The following is a 23,551-nucleotide window of genomic DNA, read 5'->3' as shown; positions in this document are numbered from 1 at the left end:
GCGCAGTGGACGTTTCATGGACTCTCTGGACGCTGACCATTCTCGGTCTCGTCGCCCTCATCTCCGTCGACTTCTTCATCGGGCGCAAGCCCCATGACGTGTCGACCAAGGAAGCCGGTATCTGGACCATCGTCTGGATCGCGCTGGCCGCGCTCTTCGGGCTCGGTCTGCTGGTCTTCGGCGAAAGCCAGGCCTCGGGCGAGTTCTTCGCCGGCTTCATCACCGAGAAGTCCCTCAGTGTGGACAACCTCTTCGTCTTCGTCCTGATCATGGCGAAGTTCTCGGTGCCCTCCCACCTCCAGCAGCGGGTGCTGCTCGTCGGTGTGCTGATCGCCCTGGTGCTGCGTGCGATCTTCATCGCGGCCGGTGCCGCGGTCATCGCCAACTTCTCGTGGATCTTCTACATCTTCGGCGCGTTCCTGATCTACACCGCCTGGAAGCTCATCCAGGAGGCCAGGGCCGACGAGGACGAGGAGGACTGGGAGGAGAACCGCCTCCTGAAGTCGATCGAGCACCGCTTCGGTGTCGCCGACCGCTACCACGGGACGAAGCTCTTCATCCAGAAGAACGGCAAGCGCGTCATGACCCCCCTCATGGTGGTCATGCTCGCCATCGGCACGACCGATGTGCTGTTCGCGCTGGACTCCATCCCGGCGATCTTCGGTCTGACCCAGGACCCGTACATCGTCTTCACCGCCAACGCCTTCGCCCTGATGGGCCTGCGTCAGCTGTACTTCCTCATCGGCGGTCTGCTGAAGAAGCTGGTCCACCTCAGCTACGGGCTCTCGGTGATCCTCGGGTTCATCGGCGTCAAGCTCGTGCTGCACGCCCTGCACGAGTCCGGGGTGCACGTCCCGGAGATCTCCATCCCGTTCTCCCTCTCCTTCATCTGCGGCGTCCTGGTGGTCACCACGATCACCAGCCTGATCGCCAACAAGAAGACGGCGGCCCGGGAGGCCGAGGAGGGGAAGAGCGACAGCGAGAACGTCACCGCGGAGAAGTAGCGCGGACCGACGGACCGACGGCCGGGGCCCCGGAAGGGGGCACCCGGCCGTCGGCCGTCGACCGTTCACCAGCCGCGCTCGCGCCACTCCGGCAGGTGGGGGCGCTCGGCGCCCAGCGTGGTGTCGTGACCGTGTCCCGGGTAGACCCACGTCTCGTCCGGCAGCCGGTCGAAGAGCTTGGTCTCCACGTCGTGGAACAGGCTCGCGAAGGCCTTGGGGTCGTTGCGCGTCTTGCCCAGGCCGCCGGGGAAGAGGCAGTCGCCGGTGAACACGTGCGGCGCCCCGTGCGGGTCGTCGTAGACCAGGGCGACGGACCCCGGGGTGTGGCCGGTCAGGTGCCGCGCGGACAGCGTGACGCGGCCCACCCGGATCGTGCCGCCGTCCTCGACGAGCTCGTCGGTGGGGACCGGGATGCCCTCGGCGTCGTACTTCCCCGCGTACGTCCGTGCCCCGGTGGCCGCCACGACCTCGCCGAGCGCCTGCCAGTGGTCGGGGTGGCGGTGCGTCGTGACGACGGAGGCGATGCCGTCCGGGCCGATCAGCCGGAGCAGGGTCCCGGCCTCGTCCGCCGCGTCGATCAGGAGCTGCTCGCCGGTGGCCCGGCAGCGCAGCAGGTACGCGTTGTTGTTCATCGGACCGACGGCGACCTTGGAGATCATCAGATCCGTCAGTTCGTGCACATCCGCAGGGCCGCCGACCCTGACCGTTCCGCTGTACGTCATGTGACGCAGCCTATAGCGGGGGCAGTGCGGGAAGGCTGCCGCCTTCGGCGGTGAGAGCCGAGCCGTCGCGGCGTCCGCTGAGCCAGCCGAGGATGCCGGGCGCCGTGCCCCGGACGGTGACCGGAGCGCCCTCGGCGCCCCCGCCCGTGGTCCACAGACGGCCGTCCGGGGTGACTGCGGTCGTGGCGACCACGGCGGGGTGCCCGGCGAACCGCTCGGCCAGGAAGTCGTTCTCCCGGGTCACGAAATCCTCGGGAAGGTCCTCCAGCTCGTAGCCCACCCCGAGGTCGACGTGGTGCAGCTCGACCTCGGCCAGGCGGCGGAAGGGGATCCGGGACGCGGAGTCCGTCACCCCGTTGCGCAACGTGACCGTGCGCGACCAGTCGGCGGGTGCCTCGGCCGCGGAGAGGAGGGCGTCCCTGCTCGTACGCAGGTCGGCGAGGTGTCCGGCCAGGGGCCGGGGCGCGTCACGCTCGATGTCGGCGTCCCGGGTTTCGCTGTTCGCGTACATCGGGAGTCCCCGGAGAACATTTACGAGGGCGTCGGCGTTACGTGACAGGTGGGCAAGAACATGGCCGCGGCTCCAGCCCGGCAGGAGCGACGGCTCGGCAACGGCGCCGTCGTCCAGCTTGCCCATGGCACTGAGCAGTCGATCGGTCGCTTCACGTACAGCTTCCAGGTCGTGCGCATGATCAGTCATGGGCCGAGCGTAGCCCCCGCCACCCATTCGGGTGATGGAGTCTTCGGCCGACGTTAAATCGAATGCGCGTGCTATACGCTCGGAGTCGAAAGCTTCGTACATCGCTGTGGCGCCCCCCATACCCTGGGACAGGGGCTCAGTTCCCCCACTTCTCTCCAGAAAGGTGCGGACCGGCGTGGCCGACCGTCTCATCGTCCGTGGCGCGCGCGAGCACAACCTGAAGAACGTCTCGCTCGATCTCCCCCGTGACTCCCTCATCGTCTTCACCGGGCTCTCCGGATCGGGCAAGTCCTCGCTCGCGTTCGACACGATCTTCGCCGAGGGGCAGCGGCGCTACGTGGAGTCGCTCTCCTCGTACGCCCGGCAGTTCCTCGGCCAGATGGACAAGCCGGACGTGGACTTCATCGAAGGCCTCTCGCCCGCCGTCTCCATCGACCAGAAGTCGACCTCGCGCAACCCGCGCTCGACGGTCGGCACCATCACCGAGGTCTACGACTACCTCCGGCTGCTCTTCGCCAGGATCGGCAAGCCGCACTGTCCCGAGTGCTCCAGGCCCATCGCGCGCCAGTCGCCGCAGGCCATCGTCGACAAGGTGCTCGGCCTGCCCGAGGGCAGCCGCTTCCAGGTCCTCTCCCCGCTCGTCCGCGAGCGCAAGGGAGAGTTCGTCGACCTCTTCGCCGACCTCCAGACCAAGGGCTACAGCAGGGCCCGGGTCGACGGGGAGACGATCCAGCTCTCCGAGCCCCCCACGCTGAAGAAGCAGGAGAAGCACACCATCGAGGTGGTCATCGACCGCCTCACGGTGAAGGAGGGCGCCAAGCGCCGGCTGACCGACTCCGTCGAGACGGCGCTGGGTCTCTCCGGCGGGATGGTCGTGCTCGACTTCGTCGACCTCGAGGCGGACGACCCCGAGCGTGAGCGGATGTACTCCGAGCACCTCTACTGCCCGTACGACGACCTCTCCTTCGAGGAGCTGGAGCCCCGCTCCTTCTCCTTCAACTCCCCGTTCGGCGCCTGCCCCGACTGCACGGGCATCGGTACGCGCATGGAGGTCGACCCGGAGCTGATCGTCCCGGACGAGGAGAAGTCCCTGGACGAGGGCGCGATCCACCCCTGGTCGCACGGGCACACCAAGGAGTACTTCGGGCGCCAGATCAACGCCCTGGCCGACGCCCTCGGATTCCGTACGGACATCCCTTGGGCCGGCCTGCCGCAGCGCGCCAGGAAGGCACTGCTCCACGGGCACAAGATCCAGACCGAGGTCCGCTACCGCAACAGGTACGGGCGCGAGCGCGCCTACACCACCCCGCGCTTCGAGGGCGCCGTCCAGTTCGTCAAGCGGCGGCACTCCGAGGCCGAGAGCGACTCCAGCCGGGAGCGCTTCGAGGGGTACATGCGTGAGGTGGCCTGCCCCACCTGCGAGGGCACCCGGCTCAAGCCGCTGGTCCTCGCGGTGACGGTGGTGGAGAAGTCCATCGCCGAGGTCGCCGCGATGTCGATCAGCGAGTGCGCCGAGTTCCTCGGCCGCCTCAAGCTGAACGCCCGGGACAAGAAGATCGCCGAGCGGGTCCTCAAGGAGGTCAACGAGCGGCTGAAGTTCCTCGTGGACGTCGGCCTGGACTACCTCTCGCTGAACCGCGCCGCGGGCACCCTGTCCGGCGGCGAGGCCCAGCGCATCCGGCTGGCCACCCAGATCGGTTCCGGGCTCGTCGGTGTGCTGTACGTGCTGGACGAGCCGTCCATCGGCCTGCACCAGCGCGACAACCACCGGCTGATCGAGACCCTGGTGCGGCTCCGGGACATGGGCAACACGCTCATCGTCGTCGAGCACGACGAGGACACCATCAAGGTCGCCGACTGGGTCGTCGACATCGGCCCCGGTGCGGGTGAGCACGGCGGCAAGGTCGTCCACTCCGGCTCGCTCGAGGAGCTGCTCGGCAACAAGGAGTCCATCACCGGGCAGTACCTCTCGGGCAAGCGGGCGATCGAGCTGCCGGACGTCCGGCGCCCCGTCGACCCGAAGCGCCGGCTCACGGTGCACGGTGCCCGGGAGAACAACCTCCAGGACATCGACGTCTCCTTCCCGCTCGGTGTGCTCACGGCCGTCACCGGAGTCTCCGGCTCGGGGAAGTCGACCCTGGTCAACGACATCCTCTACACCCACCTGGCGCGCGAGCTCAACGGCGCCAAGTCGGTCCCCGGACGGCACACCCGCGTCGACGGCGACGACCTCGTCGACAAGGTCGTCCATGTCGACCAGTCGCCGATCGGGCGGACACCCCGGTCCAACCCGGCGACGTACACGGGCGTCTTCGACCACGTCCGCAGGCTGTTCGCGGAGACGATGGAGGCGAAGGTCCGCGGCTACCTGCCGGGCCGCTTCTCCTTCAACGTCAAGGGCGGCCGCTGCGAGAACTGCTCCGGCGACGGCACGATCAAGATCGAGATGAACTTCCTGCCCGACGTGTACGTCCCGTGCGAGGTCTGCCACGGCGCGCGCTACAACCGGGAGACGCTGGAGGTCCACTACAAGGGCAAGTCCATCGCCGAGGTGCTGGACATGCCGATCGAGGAGGGTCTCGACTTCTTCGAGGCCGTCCCGACGATCGCCCGCCACCTCCGCACGCTCAACGAGGTGGGCCTCGGATACGTCAGGCTCGGCCAGTCCGCGCCGACGCTCTCCGGCGGTGAGGCGCAGCGGGTGAAGCTGGCGAGCGAGCTGCAGAAGCGCTCCACCGGCCGCACGGTCTACGTCCTGGACGAGCCCACGACCGGTCTGCACTTCGAGGACATCAGCAAGCTGATCTCGGTGCTGTCGGGCCTGGTCGACAAGGGCAACACGGTGATCGTCATCGAGCACAACCTCGATGTCGTCAAGACCGCGGACTGGGTCGTCGACATGGGCCCCGAGGGCGGCAACGGCGGCGGTCTCGTCGTCGCCGAGGGCACCCCGGAGCACATCGCCTCGGTGCCGGCCAGCCACACCGGGAAGTTCCTCCAGGAGATCCTGGGCGCGGACCGGATCGGTGAGGCGGCGGTGCCCGCTGCCCGCAAGGCGCGTAAGGCGCCCGCGAAGAAGGCCGTCGCCGCGAAGGCGCCCACGGCCCGCAGGACGGCCACGGCCAGGACGGCAGGAAAGGCCGCGGCGGCCGAGCCTGCGACGAAGGCGAAGAAGGCGGCCCGCACGCGGAAGGCCTGACAGCAGGACGGACGTGGCGGCCCGGTGCGCGGGGCCGCCCCGTCCGCCGCGGGGGCTGTCCCTTCCCGGCGGCGCGCCTCCGGAGAGGAACAGCGCAGTCGTCGTCGTTCCCCCGGCGGCGTACTCCCCGGGGCCGGTCGACGGCCCGGCGTTCTCCGCCGGTATCGTCGGGTCTGTCGCCCATGCCCTCCGGTGCGGCCCGTGCCCCACGTCCGTGGCACCCGGTGCCCCGGACGGTGACGGCGGCTCTCTGTCCCTCCAGCCCCCGTGGAGACCGCATGTCCGGCCTGCCCGCCGCCCGCCGTACCGTCCTGAAGGGCGCCGCTCTCGCCGGAGCCGCCGGGCTCGGAGCGGCGGCCTGCTCGACCGAGTCGAAGCTCGGCCACGCCCGGACGCCCACGCCCACCGCACCCGTGGAGCTCGGTGCCGCGGACGAGGTCCCGGTCGGCGGGGCCAAGCTCTACCGGGAGCAGCGGGTCGTCGTGAGCTGCCCGGCCGCCGGTCAGTACAAGGCGTTCAGCGCCCAGTGCACCCACGCCGGCTGCCTCCTCGACAAGGTCGAGGAGAACGAGGGCAACTGCCCCTGCCACGGGAGCCGCTTCGACGTGACCACGGGCAAGGCGGTACAGGGACCGGCCACCGTGCCGCTTCCCTCCGTCCCGGTGAAGCTCGAGAACGGCAAGCTCGTCGCCGGTCCCGGGGCCTGAACCCCACCGGGGCACCGGGGCCCGGCGGAGAAGTCCGTCACCGGCCCCGGGGGGCCCGGAGATCCCGCTCTGTCACCGCCCGCCAGTAGGGTGTGAGACATGGCAGACCCCTCCAGCTACCGCCCCAAGCCGGGACAGATCCCCGACTCCCCGGGGGTCTACAAGTTCCGCGACGAGCACCGCCGGGTGATCTACGTCGGGAAGGCCAAGAACCTCCGCCAGCGCCTGGCCAACTACTTCCAGGACCTCGCCGGGCTGCACCCGCGCACCCGCACGATGGTCACCACGGCCGCCTCCGTGGAGTGGACCGTGGTCTCCACCGAGGTCGAGGCGCTCCAGCTGGAGTACTCCTGGATCAAGGAGTTCGACCCCCGGTTCAACGTCAAGTACCGCGACGACAAGAGCTATCCCTACCTCGCGGTCACGCTCAACGAGGATTTCCCGCGCGTCCAGGTCATGCGCGGCGCCAAGAAGAAGGGCGTGCGCTACTTCGGCCCGTACGGGCATGCCTGGGCGATCCGCGAGACCGTCGACCTGATGCTCCGGGTCTTCCCCGTGCGCACCTGCTCCGCGGGCGTCTTCAAGAACGCCGAACGGACCGGCCGGCCCTGCCTCCTCGGCTACATCGGCAAGTGCTCCGCCCCCTGCGTCGGACGGGTCACCCCGGAGGAACACCGGGATCTCGCCGAGGACTTCTGCGACTTCATGGCGGGCCGCACCGGGACGTACATCCGCCGCCTGGAGAAGGACATGGTGCAGGCGGCCGAGGAGATGGAGTACGAGCGGGCGGCGCGGCTGCGGGACGACGCGGAGGCGCTCAGGCGGGCCATGGAGAAGAGCGCCGTCGTCCTGGCCGACGCCACGGACGCCGACCTGATCGCCGTCGCCGAGGACGAGCTGGAGGCGGCGGTCCAGATCTTCCACGTCCGTGGCGGACGGGTGCGGGGCCAGCGCGGCTGGGTCACCGACAAGGTCGAGGCCGTGGACACGGCAGGCCTGGTCGAGCACGCGCTCCAGCAGCTGTACGGGGAGGAGTCGGGCGACTCCGTCCCCAAGGAGGTGCTGGTGCCTGCCCTTCCCGAGGATCCCGAGGCCGTGTCCCAGTGGCTCGCGGACCGCAGGGGATCCCAGGTCAGCCTCCGCATCCCGCAGCGGGGCGACAAGAAGGACCTGATGGTCACGGTCCAGCGCAACGCCCAGCAGGCGCTGGGGCTCCACAAGACCAAGCGCGCCTCGGACCTCACGACACGCTCCCGCGCCCTGGAGGAGATCGCCGAGGCACTCGGCCTCGACACCGCGCCGCTGCGCGTCGAGTGCTTCGACATCTCGCACCTCCAGGGCGACGACGTCGTCGCGTCCATGGTGGTCTTCGAGGACGGCCTCGCACGCAAGAGCGAGTACCGCCGCTTCCAGATCAAGGGCTTCGAGGGCCAGGACGACGTCCGCTCGATGCACGAGGTCATCGGGCGCCGCTTCAAGCGCTACCTCCAGGAGAAGGAGCGCACGGGGGAGTGGGAGGAGACCCCGGCGCCCACGGGCCCCGTGCCGGCCCCGGCGCCCGCCGCCACCGGGGAGCCCGCGGCCGCTTCCGCCGCGCCGGCCTCCGCGGCCCTCCGGGAGGAGTCCCCGGAGGAGCCCGGGGAGAGGGCCCGCGAGGACGACGGCCGCCCCAAGCGCTTCGCCTACCCGCCGCAGCTCGTCGTCGTGGACGGCGGGCAGCCCCAGGTCGCCGCCGCCAAGCGGGCCCTGGACGAGCTGGGCATCGACGACATCGCCGTCTGCGGCCTCGCCAAGCGCCTCGAAGAGGTCTGGCTGCCCGACGACGACGACCCGGTGGTCCTGCCCCGCTCCAGCGAGGGCCTCTACCTCCTGCAGCGCATCCGGGACGAGGCCCACCGCTTCGCCATCACCTACCAGCGCGCCAAGCGGGCCAAGCGGATCCGCAGCAGCCCCCTGGACGACGTCCCCGGGCTCGGCGAGACCCGCAAGCAGGCGTTGATCAAGCATTTCGGCTCCGTGAAGAAGCTGAGGCAGGCGACAATCGAGGAGATCTGTGAGGTGCCGGGGATAGGGCGCAGGACCGCGGAATCGGTGGCCGCCGCCTTCGCCGCGGCCGCCCCGGCCGCGCCCGCCGTGAACACCGCCACAGGAGAGATCATCGACGAGGACGACGGGGGCAGCAGGACATGACCGAGCACGCGCACGAACCCAGCAGCGAACGCGGCCGAGCAGACGGAGCAGCACACGTGAGTACGGGAAGCACCACGGAGAAGGCCGAGGCCACCACGCCCGCCATTCCCGAGCTGGTGATCATCTCCGGGATGTCCGGCGCCGGGCGCAGCACCGCCGCCAAGTGTCTGGAGGACCTCGGCTGGTTCGTCGTGGACAACCTGCCGCCCGCGCTGATCCCCACCATGGTGGAGCTCGGCGCCCGGTCCCAGGGCAACGTCGCCCGGATCGCCGTCGTCGTCGACGTGCGCGGCCGGCGCTTCTTCGACAACCTCAGGGAATCCCTCGCGGACCTGGCGGCCAAGCATGTCACCCGGCGGATCGTCTTCCTGGAGTCCTCCGACGACGCCCTCGTACGCCGTTTCGAATCGGTCCGCCGCCCGCACCCGCTCCAGGGGGACGGCCGCATCGTCGACGGCATCGCGGCCGAGCGCGACCTGCTGCGTGAGCTGCGGGGCGACGCCGACCTGGTCATCGACACCTCCAGCCTCAACGTGCACGAGCTGCGGGCCAAGATGGACGCCCAGTTCGCCGGCGACGAGGAGCCGGAGCTGCGGGCGACGGTGATGTCCTTCGGCTTCAAGTACGGGCTGCCGGTCGACGCCGATCTCGTCGTCGACTGCCGCTTCCTGCCCAACCCGCACTGGGTCCCGGAACTCCGTCCCTTCACGGGCCTCAACGAGGAGGTGTCCGACTACGTCTTCGACCAGCCGGGCGCCAAGGAGTTCCTCAACCAGTACACGGAGCTGCTCCAGCTGATCGCCGCCGGCTACCGCCGCGAGGGCAAGCGGTACGTCACCATCGCCGTCGGCTGCACCGGCGGCAAGCACCGGTCCGTCGCGATGTCGGAGAAGCTGGCCGCGCGGCTGGCCACCGAAGGGATCGAGACCGTCCTCGTCCACCGGGACATGGGGCGCGAGTGACCAGTCGCCCTCTGCGTCAGCGCCGGCTGAGCAGGGCCACGGCCGCGCTCTCCGGGCGCAAGCGCGGCGCACAGCCCAAGGTCGTCGCCCTCGGCGGCGGCATGGGGCTGTCCGCCTCGCTCACTGCGCTGCGCCGGATCACCGGCGACCTCACCGCCGTGGTCACCGTCGCCGACGACGGCGGCTCCAGCGGCCGTCTCCGGGAGGAGCTCGGCGTCCTCCCGCCGGGCGACTTGCGCAAGGCGCTCGCCGCGCTCTGCGGGGACGACGAGTGGGGCCGGACCTGGGCCCAGGTCATCCAGCACCGTTTCGAGTCCAAGGGCGACCTGCACGAGCACGCGGTGGGCAATCTGCTCATCGTCGCCCTCTGGGAGCAGCTGGGCGACCACGTCCAGGCCCTGGACCTGGTCGGCAAGCTGCTCGGGGCGCACGGCAGGGTGCTGCCGATGTCCGCCGTCCCCCTGGAGCTCCAGGCGCTGGTGCGGGGGCACGACCCGTTGCGCCCCGAGGACGTCGTCACCGTGCGGGGGCAGGCGACGGTGGCGCTGACCCCCGGGGAGGTGCAGTCCGTCCACGTCGTCCCGGCCGATCCGCCGGCGGTTCCCGAAGCGGTGGCCGCGGTGCTCGACGCCGACTGGGTGGTGCTCGGTCCGGGGTCGTGGTTCTCCTCGGTGATTCCGCATCTGCTGGTGCCCGAGCTGCTCGACGCACTCGTGACCACGAAGGCCCGTAAGGTCCTCTCGCTGAACCTCGCTCCGCAGCCCGGTGAAACAGAAGGCTTCTCACCGCAGCGTCATTTGGAGGTTTTGGGACGACACGCCCCTAAACTCGCCATGGACGTGGTGCTGGCCGACGAGGCCGCCGTGCCCGACCGCGAGTCCCTCGCCGACGCCGCAGAGCGGCTCGGAGCCGCGGTCGAGCTGGCCCCCGTGGCCTCACCCGACGGCGTTCCGATTCATGATCCGGAGCTGTTGGCCGCCGCGTACGACCGTATTTTTCGGATGCATGGAAGGATCGGCCCATGGCGATGACGCCAGCGGTGAAGGACGAAGTTTCTCGGCTTCCCGTGACCCGGACCTGCTGCAGAAAGGCAGAGGTCTCGGCGATTCTCCGGTTCGCGGGCGGGCTGCACCTGGTGAGCGGCCGGATCGTGATCGAGGCCGAGCTGGACACGGCGATGGCCGCCCGCCGGCTCAAGCGGGACATCCTCGAGATCTTCGGGCACAGCTCGGAGCTGATCGTGATGGCGCCCGGCGGGCTCCGCCGGGGCTCGCGCTACGTCGTACGCGTCGTGGCGGGCGGTGACCAGCTGGCGCGCCAGACCGGCCTGGTGGACGGCCGCGGCCGCCCCATCCGCGGCCTGCCCCCGCAGGTGGTCTCGGGGGCCACCTGCGATGCGGAGGCGGCCTGGAGGGGCGCCTTCCTGGCCCACGGCTCGCTCACCGAGCCCGGCCGCTCCTCCTCGCTCGAGGTGACCTGCCCCGGTCCCGAGGCGGCTCTCGCCCTCGTCGGTGCCGCCCGCAGGCTCTCCATCGCGGCGAAGGCCCGGGAGGTGCGCGGGGTCGACCGTGTCGTCGTGCGCGACGGAGACGCCATCGGGGCCCTGCTGACCCGCCTCGGCGCCCATGAGTCGGTGCTGGCCTGGGAGGAGCGCCGTATGCGGCGCGAGGTCCGCGCGACGGCGAACCGGCTCGCCAACTTCGACGACGCCAACCTCCGCCGCTCCGCCCGTGCCGCGGTGGCGGCGGGCGCCCGGGTGGGCCGCGCGCTGGAGATCCTGGGCGAGGAGGTCCCGGAGCACCTCGCGGCTGCCGGGAGGCTGCGCATGGAGCACAAGCAGGCCTCCCTGGAGGAGCTGGGAGCGCTCGCCGACCCGCCGCTGACCAAGGACGCGGTCGCGGGCAGGATCAGGCGCCTGCTGGCGATGGCCGACAAGCGCGCCCAGGACCTGGGTATCCCCGGTACGGAGTCGACCCTCAGCGAGGAGCTGGCCGACGGCCTCGTGGGCTGAGAACAGAGAACCGCGCAGAGCCCCGGCCCCGCCCTCCGGCGCGGCCGGGGCTCTGCCGTCGTCCGCCCCCGCACGCAGCCTGTCGTCCGCCCCCGCACGCAGCCTGTCGTCCGCCCCCGCACGCAGCCTGTCGTCCGTCGTCCGCCGCCGCGCCACGCTGCCTGTCGTCCGTCGCCCCCGCCATGCTGCCCGTCGCCCCCTGCCATACCGCCCGTGCCTCCCTCGCCGGGCTGCCCGTCGCCCCCGCCACGGCCTTCCGGGCCCCGCCGCCGGGCTCCGGAAGCAGCCGCGCCGGCCGACGGAATGTTCGCGCCGGGGACGCCGGCCATTCCTGAATTGGCCGAGGAGTGTTTTCGGAATAGTTCGAGTGCGACCCCGCACGAATGAGCGGTGCGGGCTTCCGTAGTTCCGTGCCCGCGCGCCCGGAAATACGCGGACGGCCCGGCACTTTCATCGATTGAGTGCTACTCCGCACAATTGAGCGCACCTCCTCGCGATGTCCCGCGTAAGCGCTCCGGATGCGCATCGCGGGGGTTGCCGGCCAGGTCCGTCCATGGACGGAACGGCGAGAACCGAGTCCGTGCCGGTGACGCGCGGTGACGTCGCCCCGGCAGGGGCCGGGTCCCGCCCCTTCCCCGCAAGGGGGGCGGCCGTGGCGCGTGTTGACGCTTGGTGACCGCGGGGTGCGCGGTCGGCGTTCCCGCGGTGCGGCCCGGCCGGAATCCCCTGCTCCTACTCGGGAGTAAGGGCATCCCTCTTCGTACCGCGCCTCTCGATGTCACTCCGGGGGCTTCGGAGAGGTAGGGTCGGAGGCGGTCGGGGACATCCCTAATAAAACTCGCCGGCATCGAAACCGGCGTTCCTAACGAGGAGATCGGTTCGTGACGATCCGCGTAGGCATCAACGGCTTTGGCCGCATCGGTCGTAACTACTTCCGCGCGCTGCTGGAGCAGGGTGCGGACATCGAGATCGTGGCTGTCAACGACCTGGGTGACACTGCGACCACGGCTCACCTGCTGAAGTACGACACCATTCTGGGTCGTCTCAAGGCCGAGGTCAGCCACACCGCCGACACCATCACCGTCGACGGTCACACCATCAAGGTGCTCTCCGAGCGCAACCCGGCCGACATCCCCTGGGGTGAGCTGGGCGTCGACATCGTCATCGAGTCGACCGGCATCTTCACCAAGAAGGCCGACGCCGCGAAGCACATCGCCGGTGGCGCCAAGAAGGTCCTCATCTCGGCTCCGGCCAAGGACGAGGACATCACCATCGTGATGGGCGTCAACCAGGACAAGTACGACGCGGCCAACCACCACGTCATCTCCAACGCTTCCTGCACCACCAACTGTGTGGCGCCGATGGCCAAGGTTCTCGACGAGAACTTCGGCATCGTCAAGGGCCTGATGACGACGGTCCACGCGTACACGAACGACCAGCGCATCCTGGACTTCCCGCACTCGGACCTGCGCCGCGCCCGCGCCGCCGCCGAGAACATCATCCCGACCACGACGGGCGCCGCCAAGGCGACCGCCCTGGTCCTCCCGCAGCTCAAGGGCAAGCTCGACGGCATCGCGATGCGCGTCCCGGTCCCGACCGGCTCCGCCACCGACCTCGTCGTGACGCTCCAGCGCGAGGTCACCAAGGACGAGGTCAACGCCGCGTTCAAGAAGGCGTCCGACGACGGCGACCTCAAGGGCTTCCTGACCTACACCGAGGACCCGATCGTGTCCTCGGACATCGTCGGCGACCCGTCGTCCTGCACCTTCGACTCCTCCCTGACCATGGTCCAGGAGGGCAACTCGGTGAAGATCCTCGGCTGGTACGACAACGAGTGGGGCTACTCCAACCGCCTCGTCGACCTGACCGTCTTCGTCGGCGGCCAGCTCTGATCCTAGGATCGGCAGGCATCCAGGTGTGATGTGAGGGGCTCGGACGGCGCGACGGGGCGCCGTCCGAGCCCCCTCGCATGCTCATCCGTCCTTCCAAGGAGTATGGGAACAGATGAAGACGATCGACGAACTTCTCGCCGAAGGGGTCGCGGGCAAGCGGGTATTCGTCCGCGCCGACCTCAATGTGCCGCTGGACGGCACCACGATCACCGACGACGGCCGCATCCGCGCCGTACGGCCGACGGTCGCCCGGCTCGCCGACGCCGGCGCCCGGGTCGTCGTCGCCTCGCACCTCGGCCGCCCCAAGGGGGCCCCTGACCCGGCCTTCTCGCTGGCCCCGGCCGCCGCCCGCCTGGGTGAACTGCTCGGCAGCGAGGTCGCCTTCGCGACCGACACCGTCGGCGAGTCCGCCCGCGCCACGGTCGCCGGCCTCACCGACGGCCAGGTCGCCGTCATCGAGAACCTCCGCTTCAACGCCGGTGAGACGTCGAAGGACGACGCCGAGCGCGGCGCCTTCGCCGACCGGCTCGCCGAGCTCGCCGACGTGTACGTGGGCGACGGCTTCGGTGCCGTCCACCGCAAGCACGCCTCGGTCTTCGACCTCCCGGCCCGGCTGCCGCACGCGGCCGGCGGCCTGATCGCCACCGAGGTCGGCGTCCTGAAGAAGCTCACCGAGGACGTCGCGCGCCCGTACGCCGTGGTCCTCGGCGGTGCCAAGGTCTCCGACAAGCTGGGGGTCATCGACCACCTGCTGGAGAAGGCCGACCGCATCCTGATCGGCGGCGGCATGGCGTACACCTTCCTCAAGGCCAAGGGGTACGAGGTCGGCATCTCCCTGCTCCAGGAGGACCAGGTCCCGGCCGTCCAGGGCTACCTCAAGCGGGCCGAGGAGCTCGGCGTGGAGTTCGTGCTCCCCGTCGACGTCCTCGTCGCGGGCGAGTTCCCGGACCTGAAGACCAAGGCCCCGGCCAACCCCACCACGGTTGCCGCCGACGCCATCCCGGCCGACCAGGAGGGCCTGGACATCGGCCCCGAGACCCGCAAGCTGTACGCAGCGAAGCTCGCCGACGCGGCCACCGTCTTCTGGAACGGTCCGATGGGCGTCTTCGAGCACCCCGACTACGCCGAGGGCACCAAGGCGGTCGCCCAGGCCCTCGTCGACTCCCCGGCCTTCAGCGTCGTCGGAGGCGGGGACTCCGCCGCCGCCGTACGCATCCTGGGCTTCGACGAGAACGCATTCGGCCACATCTCGACCGGTGGCGGCGCCAGCCTCGAATACCTCGAGGGCAAGACGCTTCCCGGCCTCGCCGCACTGGAGGACTGACCTTTCATGACCACCCGCACCCCGCTCATGGCGGGCAACTGGAAGATGAACCTCAACCACCTCGAGGCCATCGCGCACGTCCAGAAGCTCGCCTTCGCCCTGGCCGACAAGGACTACGACGCGGTCGAGGTCGCCGTCCTGCCCCCCTTCACGGACCTGCGGTCCGTGCAGACGCTGGTCGACGGCGACAAGCTGAAGATCAAGTACGGCGCCCAGGACATCTCCGCGCAGGACTCCGGCGCGTACACCGGTGAGATCTCCGGCCCGATGCTCGCCAAGCTGAAGTGCACCTTCGTCGCCGTCGGTCACAGCGAGCGCCGCCAGTACCACGGCGAGAACGACGAGATCTGCAACGCCAAGGTGAAGGCCGCCTACAAGCACGGCCTGACCCCGATCCTCTGCGTCGGCGAGGGACTGGACGTCCGCAAGGCCGGTGACCAGGTCTCCTACACGCTGGCGCAGCTCGACGGCGCGCTCAAGGACATCCCGGCCGAGCAGGCCGAGTCCATCGTGATCGCCTACGAGCCGGTCTGGGCCATCGGCACCGGTGAGGTCGCGACCCCCGAGGACGCCCAGGAGGTCTGCGGCGCGATCCGCCGCCGGCTCGCCGAGCTCTACTCGCAGGAGCTCGCCGACGCCGTCCGCATCCAGTACGGCGGTTCGGTCAAGTCCGGCAACGTCGCGGCCATCATGGCGCAGCCCGACGTGGACGGCGCCCTGATCGGCGGCGCCGCGCTGGACGCCGACGAGTTCGTCAAGATCGTCCGCTTCCGCGACCAGTAGGATCGTCCGCTTCCGCGACCGGTGAGTATGCGGTGGCGCCGATCCGTCGTACCCTTGCGGGGGCCAGGGGGGTGTATCCCCCGGGCCCCCGCTGTTCGTACATGCAGTCCTAGGAATTCCGGAAAGTAGGGACCAGCCGTGGTTTTGGCGTTCGAGATCGCCCTGATCGTCTTCAGCCTGCTGCTGATGCTGCTGGTGCTGATGCACAAGGGAAAGGGCGGCGGTCTGTCCGACATGTTCGGTGGCGGGATGCAGTCGTCCGTCGGCGGCTCGTCGGTCGCCGAGCGGAACCTCGACCGCATCACCGTCGTGGTCGGTCTGGCCTGGTTCGCGTGCATCGTCGTCCTGGCTCTGCTCATCAAGCTGGACAGCTGACCCCGCGTCCGCGTATCCCGGTGAGGGTGTAACTCCTTTCACTGGACGCGCGTTGGGCCTTACGTAGACTGGGGCATCTTCGAGCACCATCACGCAGGGAGTTACGACCGTGGCAAGTGGCAACGCGATCCGGGGAAGCCGGGTCGGAGCGGGGCCGATGGGGGAGGCCGAGCGAGGCGAGTCGGCGCCGCGCCTCCGCATCTCCTTCTGGTGCTCGAACGGGCACGAGACGCAGCCGAGCTTCGCCCATGACGCGCAGGTACCGGAGACCTGGGACTGCCCGCGCTGCGGCTTCCCGGCCGGACAGGACAAGGACAGTCCGCCGGCTCCGCCCCGCACCGAGCCGTACAAGACCCACCTCGCGTACGTGCGAGAGCGGCGCAGCGACGCGGACGGCGAGGCGATCCTCGCCGAGGCCCTCGCGAAACTCCGCGGCGAGATCTAGACGTTGTTCACCGGCCGGTCACCCTCTGGGTGCCCGGCCGGAATCCGTATGCCCCCTCGCAGCCCGCCGTTGCCCCGCAGCACCCTCCAGATCAATTAGGTTGGAGGGGCAGCGGGGAAGGTTGCAGGTACGAGAAGAAGTGGGCGATTTCCGGGATGAACGCACAAAGCCGAACCAAGCTGAACCAGACGCCCGAGTGGGCGGCTCTCGGCAAGCACCGTGAGGAGTTCGGCGACACCCATCTGCGCCGGCTGTTCGCCGACGCGCCGGACCGCGGGACGGCGTACACCCTCCGGGTCGGCGACCTCCACATCGACTACTCCAAGCACCTGGTCACCGACGAGACCCTTCGTCTGCTGCGTGACCTCGCGGACGCCACCGGAGTGGCCGGGCTGCGGGACGCGATGTTCCGCGGCGAGAAGATCAACACCACCGAGGACCGCGCCGTCCTGCACACCGCGCTGCGGGCCCCCCGCGACGCGGTGATCGAGGTCGACGGCGAGAACGTCGTGCCGGCCGTGCACGCCGTCCTGGACCGGATGGCGTCCTTCGCCGACCGGGTCAGGGCCGGGGAGTGGACCGGGCACACCGGCAAGCCGGTCAAGAACATCGTGAACATCGGCATCGGCGGCTCCGACCTCGGACCGGCCATGGCCTACGAGGTGCTGCGCTCCTTCACGGACCGCTCGCTCACCGTCCGCTTCGTGTCCAACGTCGACGGCGCCGACCTCCACGAGGCCGTGCACGACCTGGACCCGGCCGAGACGCTCTTCATCGTCGCGTCCAAGACCTTCACGACGATCGAGACCATCACCAACGCCACCTCCGCCCGTGACTGGCTCCTCACCGGCCTGAGGGCGGGTCAGGAGGCCGTCGCCAAGCACTTCGTGGCGCTCTCGACCAACGCCGGCAAGGTCACGGACTTCGGCATCGACACGGCCAACATGTTCGAGTTCTGGGACTGGGTCGGCGGCCGCTACTCCTACGACTCGGCGATCGGCCTCTCGCTGATGATCGCCATCGGACCCGAGCGCTTCCGCGAGATGCTCGACGGCTTCCACCTCGTCGACGAGCACTTCCGCACCGCCCCCGCCGAGGAGAACGCCCCGCTGCTGCTGGGCCTCCTGGGCGTCTGGTACGGCCAGTTCTTCGGCGCCCAGTCCCACGCGGTCCTGCCCTACAGCCACTATCTGTCCAAGTTCACCGCCTACTTGCAGCAGCTGGACATGGAGTCCAACGGCAAGTCCGTGGACCGCGACGGCAATCCGGTCGAGTGGGAGACGGGCCCGGTCGTCTGGGGCACCCCCGGAACCAACGGGCAGCACGCCTACTACCAGCTGATCCACCAGGGCACGAAGGTCATCCCGGCCGACTTCATCGGCTTCGCCTCGCCGGTCCAGGACCTGCTGCCCGGACTGATCGCGCAGCACGACCTGCTGATGGCCAACTTCTTCGCCCAGACCCAGGCCCTCGCCTTCGGCAAGACGCCGGACGAGGTCCGCTCGGAAGGCGTCGCGGAGGAGCTCGTGCCGCACAAGACGTTCCTCGGCAACCACCCGACGACGACGATCCTCGCCGACCGCCTCACCCCGTCGGTGCTCGGTCAGCTCATCGCGCTCTACGAGCACAAGGTCTTCGTCCAGGGCGCCGTCTGGAACATCGATTCCTTCGACCAGTGGGGCGTCGAGCTGGGCAAGGTCCTCGCCAAGAAGATCGAGCCCGTCCTGACCGAGGGCACCGGAGGGGAGCAGCTGGACAGCTCCACCGCCGCGCTCGTCTCGACGTACCGGTCGCTGCGCGGCCGCTGAGCGATGACCGCGGGGGAGGGGACGATACGGCTGCGGCCGCCGCGCGACGCGCCGGCCCGCAGGGCCGTCGGCTGGTGGCGGGCCCGGTGTCTGCTGCTGACGGCGGCACCGGGTGCGGTCCTGGGCCTGCTGGGGGCGCTCATCGCCCCCGCCAGGTTCTGGCTGCTGTCCGCGGCGGCCGTGGTGGCGGCCGCCGGGCTCCTGTGCGCCGTCGTCCTCCCCCCGTGGTGGTTCCGCACCCACCGCTGGGAGGTCACCGAGGAGGCTGTCTACGTCAGCACCGGCCTCCTCCTGCGGGAGTGGCGGATCGCGCCGATGTCCCGCATCCAGACCGTCGACACCGTGCGCGGCCCCCTGGAACAGCTCTTCGGACTGGCCACGGTCACCGTCACCACCGCCTCCGCCAAGGGCGCCCTGCGGATCGAAGGGCTGGCCCACAGGACGGCGGCCGAGCTCGCGGAGCGGCTGACCCGCATCACCCAGGACACCCCCGGGGACGCCACGTGAGCACCGCCGCCGACAGCGGCCCCGGCTGGCGGCGGCTCCACCCCCGCACGGTCCTGGTCACCGCGCTGGTCGTGGCGGGGGTCGCGGCCGGCGCAGCCGTGCCGGTCACCGTGGCCCTCGCCGCCCCGGTCGGGTACGCGCGGGCGGTCGGCTGGGTACTGGCCGGAGCGGCCCTCCTGATCGGCTGCGCGGCCGGCGGCGACTACGTGCGGTGGAAGCGCACCCGCTACCGGATCGGCGCCGAGCGCGTCGATCTGCACAGCGGACTCCTCCTGGTGAAGCGCCGTTCGCTCGCCCGCGAGCGGATCCGCAGCGTCGACCTCACCGCGCACCCCCTGCTGCGGGTCCTGGGGCTGGTCACCGTCCGCATCGGCACCGGCGAGCACACCGGCGGCGACTCCGCCCTGGAGCTCGACCCCGTCTCCCGGGCGGAGGGCGAGAGGCTGCGAAGGGACCTCCTCGACCGCGGTGCCACGACGGCCAGGGGCGCGCACCGTGAGGGCGAGCTGGCCACCCTCGACCCCCGCTGGATCCGCTACGCACCGGTCTCCTTCGTGGCACCCGCGCTCGCCGGCGCGGCGGTCGGCGGGGTGCTGCAGGTCAGCGACTGGGTCGGCGCGCAGGGCGAGGTCGTCGACTGGGTCGCCGACCGCTTCCGGGACACCCCGCTGGTCTGGGCGATCACCGTCCTCGTCCTGGCCGCGCTGGTCGCCGGTGTCGTCGGAGCACTGGGGCTCTGGATCGAGATGTGGTGGAACTACCGCCTGGAACGCGAGCCGGGCGGCACCCTGCGGGTCAGGCGCGGCCTCCTGACCGCGCGCTCCCTCTCCGTCGAGGAGCGGCGCCTGAGAGGCGTGGACCTGGTCGAGCCGCTGGGCGTCCGGCTGCTGGGCGCCGCCCGGGTGGACGCGATCACCACCGGGCTCGCCAAGGACGAGGAGTCGCGGGGTGCCGAGCACGACACCCTGCTGCCGGTCGCCCCCCGGGCACTGGCCGACACGATCGCCGCCGAGGTGCTGCGGGAGACGGCCGCCCCGACCGGCGCACCCCTGAGGGCCCATCCCCGCGCGGCCCGGGGCCGGCGGCTGCGCCGTGCCCTCCTCGTGACGCTGCTGCCCGTGCTGGTCCAGGCCGTCCTGGGCGTCCTGCTCACCCCGGTGCTGTGGTGGACGGCGCTGGCCTGCGGCGTGGTGACCGTGCCCGTCGGGGTGCTCCTGGCCCTCGACGCGTACCGGTCGCTGGGGCACACACTCAGCGGCGGCTACCTCGTGACCCGCTCCGGCAGCGTCCGTCGCTCCACGGCGGCCCTCCAGCGGGCCGGCGTCGTCGGCTGGACGGTGAAGCAGTCCTTCTTCCAGCGGCGGGCCGGGCTGCTGAGCGTCACCGCCACGACGGCCGCGGGAGGCGGTGCCTACACGGCCCACGACACCGGCGCCTCCGAGGGGCTCGCCTTCGCCGCGGAGGCGGTCCCGGGGCTGCTGGAGCCCTTCCTCGAACGCGACTGAGCCCGTGACAACGGGCTGCCGACACGGCAGAGGCCCGGCCCGCTCCGAGGAGCGGGCCGGGCCTCTCGCGTTTCCGCTACGCCGAGGCGGGCGGATAGAGCGCGCGCGGCAGCTTCGACGCCGCCGCCGCGTCCAGCAGCCAGAGCGTGCGGCTGCGGCCGTACGCTCCCGCCGCCGGGGCCTGGATCTCCCCGGCACCCGACAGCGCGATCTCCGCCGCCTGAGCCTTGTCCTCGCCCGCGGCCAGCAGCCACACCTCACGAGCCGCCCGGATGGCCGGCAGCGTGAGCGAGACGCGGGTGGGCGGCGGCTTGGGGGCGCCGTGCACACCGACGACGGTGCGCTCGGTCTCCCGCACCGCGGGCAGTTCGGGGAAGAGCGACGCGACGTGGGTGTCCGGGCCTACGCCCAGCATCAGCACGTCGAACGCCGGTACGGACCCGTGGTCCTCGGGTCCTGCGGCGGCGGCGAGCTCCGTCGCGTACCCCGCTGCGGCTGCGTCGGCGTCGCCGCCGTACGGCCCGTCCGACGCGGGCATCGCGTGGACCCGGGAGGGGTCCAGCGCCACCCTGTCCAGCAGGGCCTCGCGGGCCTGCGTGACGTTGCGCTCGGGGTCGCCCTCGGGGAGGAACCGCTCGTCGCCCCACCAGAGGTCGAGCCGCGACCAGTCGATCGCGTCCCGCGCGGGTGACCCGGCGAGCGCGGCCAGCAGGCCGTTGCCGTTGCGCCCGCCGGTGAGGACCACCGAGGCGGAGCCCCGGGCGGCCTGGGCGTCCACGATCTTCGTGATCAGCCTGGCCGCCGCGGCCTGGGCCATCAGCTCCTTGTCGCGGTGCACGACGAGCTGCGGAGTGCTCACTTCGACGCCGCCTTCTTGGCAGCCGCCTTCTTCGCGGCAGGGGCGGCGGAACCCGTGGGCTCCGCCCGCTTCTGCCCCGAACCGACGGACGACGGCTCGGTGGGACCGCCGAGGCGCTCCACACCGAACTTCACCGTGGCCTCGTAGATGTTGTCCGGATCCAGGCGGCGCAGCTCCTCCGCGAGGAGCTCGGCGGTCTCCCGCCGCTTGAGCGCGACCGCACGGTCCGGCTGGCCCGTCATGCAGAGCGTCGCCAGCGAGCCGTCGGGCCTGTCTAGCACGATCGGGCCGCTCTTGGTCTCCAACCGCACGGCGGTCAGGCCGGGACCGCCGGAGAGCGTGCGCTCCACCGGCACGCCGAGCCGGTCGGCGAGCCACATGGCCAGCAGCTCGCAGCTCGGGTTGTCGGACTCGCCCTCGACCGTCGCCGAGACGACCTGCGCGGGCTGCTGGTCGAGCGCCGCCGCCAGCATGGAGCGCCACGGTGTGATGCGCGTCCACGCCAGGTCGGTGTCGCCGGGCCGGTACGTCGCCGCGCGCACCGACAGCTCGTCGAGCGGGTGCTCGGCCGAGTAGGTGTCGGTGATGCGGCGCTGGGCGAGCGCGCCCAGCGGGTCCTTGGCCGGGTCCGCCGGGGCGTCCTCGGGCCACCACGCCACCACCGGGGCGTCCGGCAGCAGCAGCGGCAGGACGACCGACTGGGCGTGGTTGGCCAGCTCGCCGTGCAGACGCAGTACCACGGTCTCGCCCGAGCCCGCGTCGGAACCGACCCGGATCTCGGCGTCGAGCCGTGCGTCGCGGCGGGCCCGCGGCGAACGGCTGATCCTCTTGATCACCACGATGATCCGCGAGGGGTGCTCGCGCGAGGAGTCGTTCGCCGCCTTGAGGGCGTCGTACGCGTTCTCCTCGTCCGTGACGATCACCAGGGTCAGCACCATGCCGACGGCCGGGGAGCCGATGTCACGGCGGGCCGAGACGAGGGCCTGGTTGATCTTGCTGGACGTGGTTTCCGTGAGATCGATCTTCATGGCCGGCGCCAGCTCCGTCCGTCGCGTGCGAGCATCTCGTCGGCCTCGGCCGGGCCCCACGTGCCGGCCGCGTACTGGGCGGGCTTGCCGTGCTTGTCCCAGTACTCCTCGATCGGGTCGAGGATGTTCCAGGAGAGCTCGACCTCCTGGTGGCGCGGGAAGAGGTTGGCGTCGCCGAGCAGCACGTCGAGGATGAGCCGCTCGTACGCCTCCGGACTGGACTCCGTGAAGGACTCGCCGTAGGCGAAGTCCATCGTGACGTCCCGCACCTCCATGGAGGTGCCGGGCACCTTGGAGCCGAACCGGACCGTGACCCCCTCGTCCGGCTGCACACGGATGACCAGGGCGTTGCCGCCGAGCTCCTCCGTCGCACCGGACTCGAAGGGCAGGTAGGGGGCGCGCTTGAAGACGACCGCGATCTCGGTGACCCGGCGGCCGAGGCGCTTGCCGGTGCGGAGGTAGAACGGCACACCCGCCCAGCGGCGGTTGTTGATCGTCAGCTTGATCGCGGCGAAGGTGTCGGTCTTCGACTTGGGGTCGATGCCGTCCTCCTCCAGATAGCCGAGCGCTTCCTCGCCGCCCTGCCAGGCGTGCGCGTACTGGCCGCGCACCGTGTGCTTGCCCAGGTCCTCGGGCAGTTCCACCGCCGTGAGCACCTTCAGCTTCTCGGCGACCAGGGCCTTGGGGTGGAAGGAGCCGGGCTCCTCCATCGCCGTCAGCGCCAGAAGCTGGAGCAGGTGGTTCTGGATGACGTCACGGGCGGCGCCGATGCCGTCGTAGTAGCCGGCGCGGCCGCCGATGCCGATGTCCTCGGCCATCGTGATCTGGACGTGGTCGACGTACGACCTGTTCCAGATCGGCTCCCACATCGTGTTGGCGAAGCGGAGCGCCAGGATGTTCTGGACGGTCTCCTTGCCGAGGTAGTGGTCGATGCGGAAGACCTCGTTCGGCGGGAAGACGTCGTGCACGAGCTGGTTCAGCTCCTGCGCGCTCTCCAGGTCGTGGCCGAACGGCTTCTCGATGACGGCCCGTCGCCAGCTGCCTTCCTTCTGGTCGGCCAGCCCGTGCTTCTTCAGCTGCTGGACGACCTTGGGGAAGAACTTCGGCGGCACGGACAGGTAGAAGGCGAAGTTGCCGCCCGTGCCCTGCGCCTTGTCGAGCTCCTCGATCGTGGCCCTGAGGGTCTCGAACGCGACGTCGTCGTCGAAGTTGCCCTGGACGAACCGCATGCCCTGGCTGAGCTGCTGCCAGACCTCTTCGCGGAACGGGGTGCGGGAATGCTCTTTGACCGCGTCGTGGACGACCTGGGCGAAGTCCTCGTCCTCCCAGTCGCGGCGTGCGAAGCCGATGAGCGAGAAGCCCGGTGGCAGCAGACCGCGGTTGGCCAGGTCGTAGACGGCGGGCATCAGCTTTTTACGGGACAAATCGCCCGTGACGCCAAAGATCACCAGGCCCGACGGCCCCGCGATACGCGGGAGCCGTCGGTCCTGGGCGTCACGGAGCGGGTTGGCTCCGGGAACACCAGACAAG

20 protein-coding genes are annotated in these 23,551 nt (G+C 70.6%); 15 read left to right on the top strand and 5 right to left on the bottom strand.

What is annotated here, in order from left to right; genetic code table 11:
• The first annotated feature begins 5 nt into the window (after nt 1-5).
• Complete coding sequence (locus tag ACFC51_RS11405) at nt 6-1,004, top strand: TerC family protein (RefSeq protein ID WP_376372725.1); 999 nt, start codon at nt 6-8, stop codon at nt 1,002-1,004.
• A 65-nt stretch (nt 1,005-1,069) separates the two neighbouring features.
• Here the strand turns inward: ACFC51_RS11405 and ACFC51_RS11400 are convergent, their stop codons facing one another.
• Together ACFC51_RS11400 and ACFC51_RS11395 are read right to left on the bottom strand one after the other, a co-directional pair.
• Nucleotides 1,070-1,726 carry an MBL fold metallo-hydrolase gene (locus ACFC51_RS11400; protein WP_376372727.1) on the bottom strand — a complete coding sequence of 219 codons (657 nt, stop codon included), beginning with the start codon at nt 1,724-1,726 and terminating at the stop codon, nt 1,070-1,072.
• Between the two features lie 10 nt (nt 1,727-1,736).
• Complete coding sequence (locus ACFC51_RS11395) at nt 1,737-2,426, bottom strand: maleylpyruvate isomerase family mycothiol-dependent enzyme (protein ID WP_376528229.1); 690 nt, start codon at nt 2,424-2,426, stop codon at nt 1,737-1,739.
• A 175-nt stretch (nt 2,427-2,601) separates the two neighbouring features.
• Here ACFC51_RS11395 and uvrA point away from each other — a divergent pair, with 175 nt between their 5' ends.
• From uvrA to ACFC51_RS11325, 14 genes are all read left to right on the top strand, one after another.
• Entirely contained in the window at nt 2,602-5,625 is a 3,024-nt protein-coding gene (gene uvrA / locus ACFC51_RS11390) for an excinuclease ABC subunit UvrA (RefSeq protein WP_376528226.1), read from the top strand.
• A gap of 278 nt (nt 5,626-5,903) precedes the next feature.
• Nucleotides 5,904-6,332: a Rieske (2Fe-2S) protein gene (locus ACFC51_RS11385; protein ID WP_376372734.1), complete on the top strand. Its 429-nt coding sequence runs from the start codon at nt 5,904-5,906 to the stop codon at nt 6,330-6,332.
• Nucleotides 6,333-6,431: 99 nt separating this feature from the next.
• Entirely contained in the window at nt 6,432-8,522 is a 2,091-nt protein-coding gene (gene uvrC, locus ACFC51_RS11380; protein ID WP_376528224.1) for an excinuclease ABC subunit UvrC, read from the top strand.
• A complete protein-coding gene (gene rapZ, locus ACFC51_RS11375) occupies nt 8,519-9,484 on the top strand; it encodes an RNase adapter RapZ (protein ID WP_376372740.1) in 966 nt (321 codons plus the stop codon). Before uvrC ends, rapZ begins: the two co-directional genes overlap by 4 nt.
• Nucleotides 9,481-10,515: a uridine diphosphate-N-acetylglucosamine-binding protein YvcK gene (gene yvcK, locus ACFC51_RS11370; RefSeq protein WP_376372743.1), complete on the top strand. Its 1,035-nt coding sequence runs from the start codon at nt 9,481-9,483 to the stop codon at nt 10,513-10,515. The genes rapZ and yvcK overlap by 4 nt, the downstream gene beginning before the upstream one ends.
• Nucleotides 10,506-11,495, top strand: a complete 990-nt coding sequence (gene whiA, locus ACFC51_RS11365; protein WP_018104603.1) for a DNA-binding protein WhiA — start codon at nt 10,506-10,508, stop codon at nt 11,493-11,495. The genes yvcK and whiA overlap by 10 nt, the downstream gene beginning before the upstream one ends.
• An 881-nt stretch (nt 11,496-12,376) precedes the next feature.
• Complete coding sequence (gap, locus tag ACFC51_RS11360; RefSeq protein WP_329227566.1) at nt 12,377-13,387, top strand: type I glyceraldehyde-3-phosphate dehydrogenase; 1,011 nt, start codon at nt 12,377-12,379, stop codon at nt 13,385-13,387.
• Between the two features lie 112 nt (nt 13,388-13,499).
• Nucleotides 13,500-14,711, top strand: a complete 1,212-nt coding sequence (locus tag ACFC51_RS11355; RefSeq protein ID WP_376528222.1) for a phosphoglycerate kinase — start codon at nt 13,500-13,502, stop codon at nt 14,709-14,711.
• 6 nt (nt 14,712-14,717) lie between these two features.
• Nucleotides 14,718-15,494 carry a triose-phosphate isomerase gene (tpiA, locus tag ACFC51_RS11350; protein ID WP_376381163.1) on the top strand — a complete coding sequence of 259 codons (777 nt, stop codon included), beginning with the start codon at nt 14,718-14,720 and terminating at the stop codon, nt 15,492-15,494.
• 138 nt (nt 15,495-15,632) lie between these two features.
• Nucleotides 15,633-15,869: a preprotein translocase subunit SecG gene (gene secG, locus ACFC51_RS11345; protein WP_014156893.1), complete on the top strand. Its 237-nt coding sequence runs from the start codon at nt 15,633-15,635 to the stop codon at nt 15,867-15,869.
• Nucleotides 15,870-15,978: 109 nt separating this feature from the next.
• On the top strand, nt 15,979-16,314 hold the full coding sequence (locus ACFC51_RS11340; RefSeq protein WP_275494775.1) for an RNA polymerase-binding protein RbpA: 336 nt from the start codon (nt 15,979-15,981) through the stop codon (nt 16,312-16,314).
• Nucleotides 16,315-16,469: 155 nt separating this feature from the next.
• Nucleotides 16,470-18,122 (top strand): glucose-6-phosphate isomerase, encoded by a 1,653-nt coding sequence (gene pgi, locus ACFC51_RS11335; protein ID WP_376528220.1) that lies wholly within the window; start codon nt 16,470-16,472, stop codon nt 18,120-18,122.
• Between the two features lie 3 nt (nt 18,123-18,125).
• On the top strand, nt 18,126-18,629 hold the full coding sequence (locus ACFC51_RS11330) for a PH domain-containing protein (RefSeq protein ID WP_376528217.1): 504 nt from the start codon (nt 18,126-18,128) through the stop codon (nt 18,627-18,629).
• Entirely contained in the window at nt 18,626-20,134 is a 1,509-nt protein-coding gene (locus ACFC51_RS11325; protein ID WP_376528215.1) for a PH domain-containing protein, read from the top strand. Before ACFC51_RS11330 ends, ACFC51_RS11325 begins: the two co-directional genes overlap by 4 nt.
• Before the next feature lie 76 nt (nt 20,135-20,210).
• On the opposite strand, the gene pgl is transcribed toward ACFC51_RS11325, so the two are convergent.
• The 3 genes from pgl to zwf are packed head-to-tail and all read right to left on the bottom strand — an operon-like array spanning nt 20,211 to nt 23,550.
• A complete protein-coding gene (gene pgl, locus ACFC51_RS11320) occupies nt 20,211-20,993 on the bottom strand; it encodes a 6-phosphogluconolactonase (protein ID WP_376528213.1) in 783 nt (260 codons plus the stop codon).
• The gene (gene opcA / locus ACFC51_RS11315; protein WP_376381047.1) at nt 20,990-22,021 is read right to left on the bottom strand and encodes a glucose-6-phosphate dehydrogenase assembly protein OpcA; all 1,032 of its coding nucleotides are present in this window, start codon (nt 22,019-22,021) and stop codon (nt 20,990-20,992) included. Before opcA ends, pgl begins: the two co-directional genes overlap by 4 nt.
• Entirely contained in the window at nt 22,018-23,550 is a 1,533-nt protein-coding gene (zwf, locus tag ACFC51_RS11310) for a glucose-6-phosphate dehydrogenase (RefSeq protein WP_099176111.1), read from the bottom strand. Before zwf ends, opcA begins: the two co-directional genes overlap by 4 nt.
• Nucleotide 23,551 lies beyond the last annotated feature (1 nt).

This window comes from Streptomyces sp. NPDC055962, assembly GCF_042270185.1.
Lineage (GTDB): Bacteria > Actinomycetota > Actinomycetes > Streptomycetales > Streptomycetaceae > Streptomyces.
Note: the sequence above shows the minus strand (reverse complement) of the source record. Positions and strands in the feature narration are given on the sequence as shown.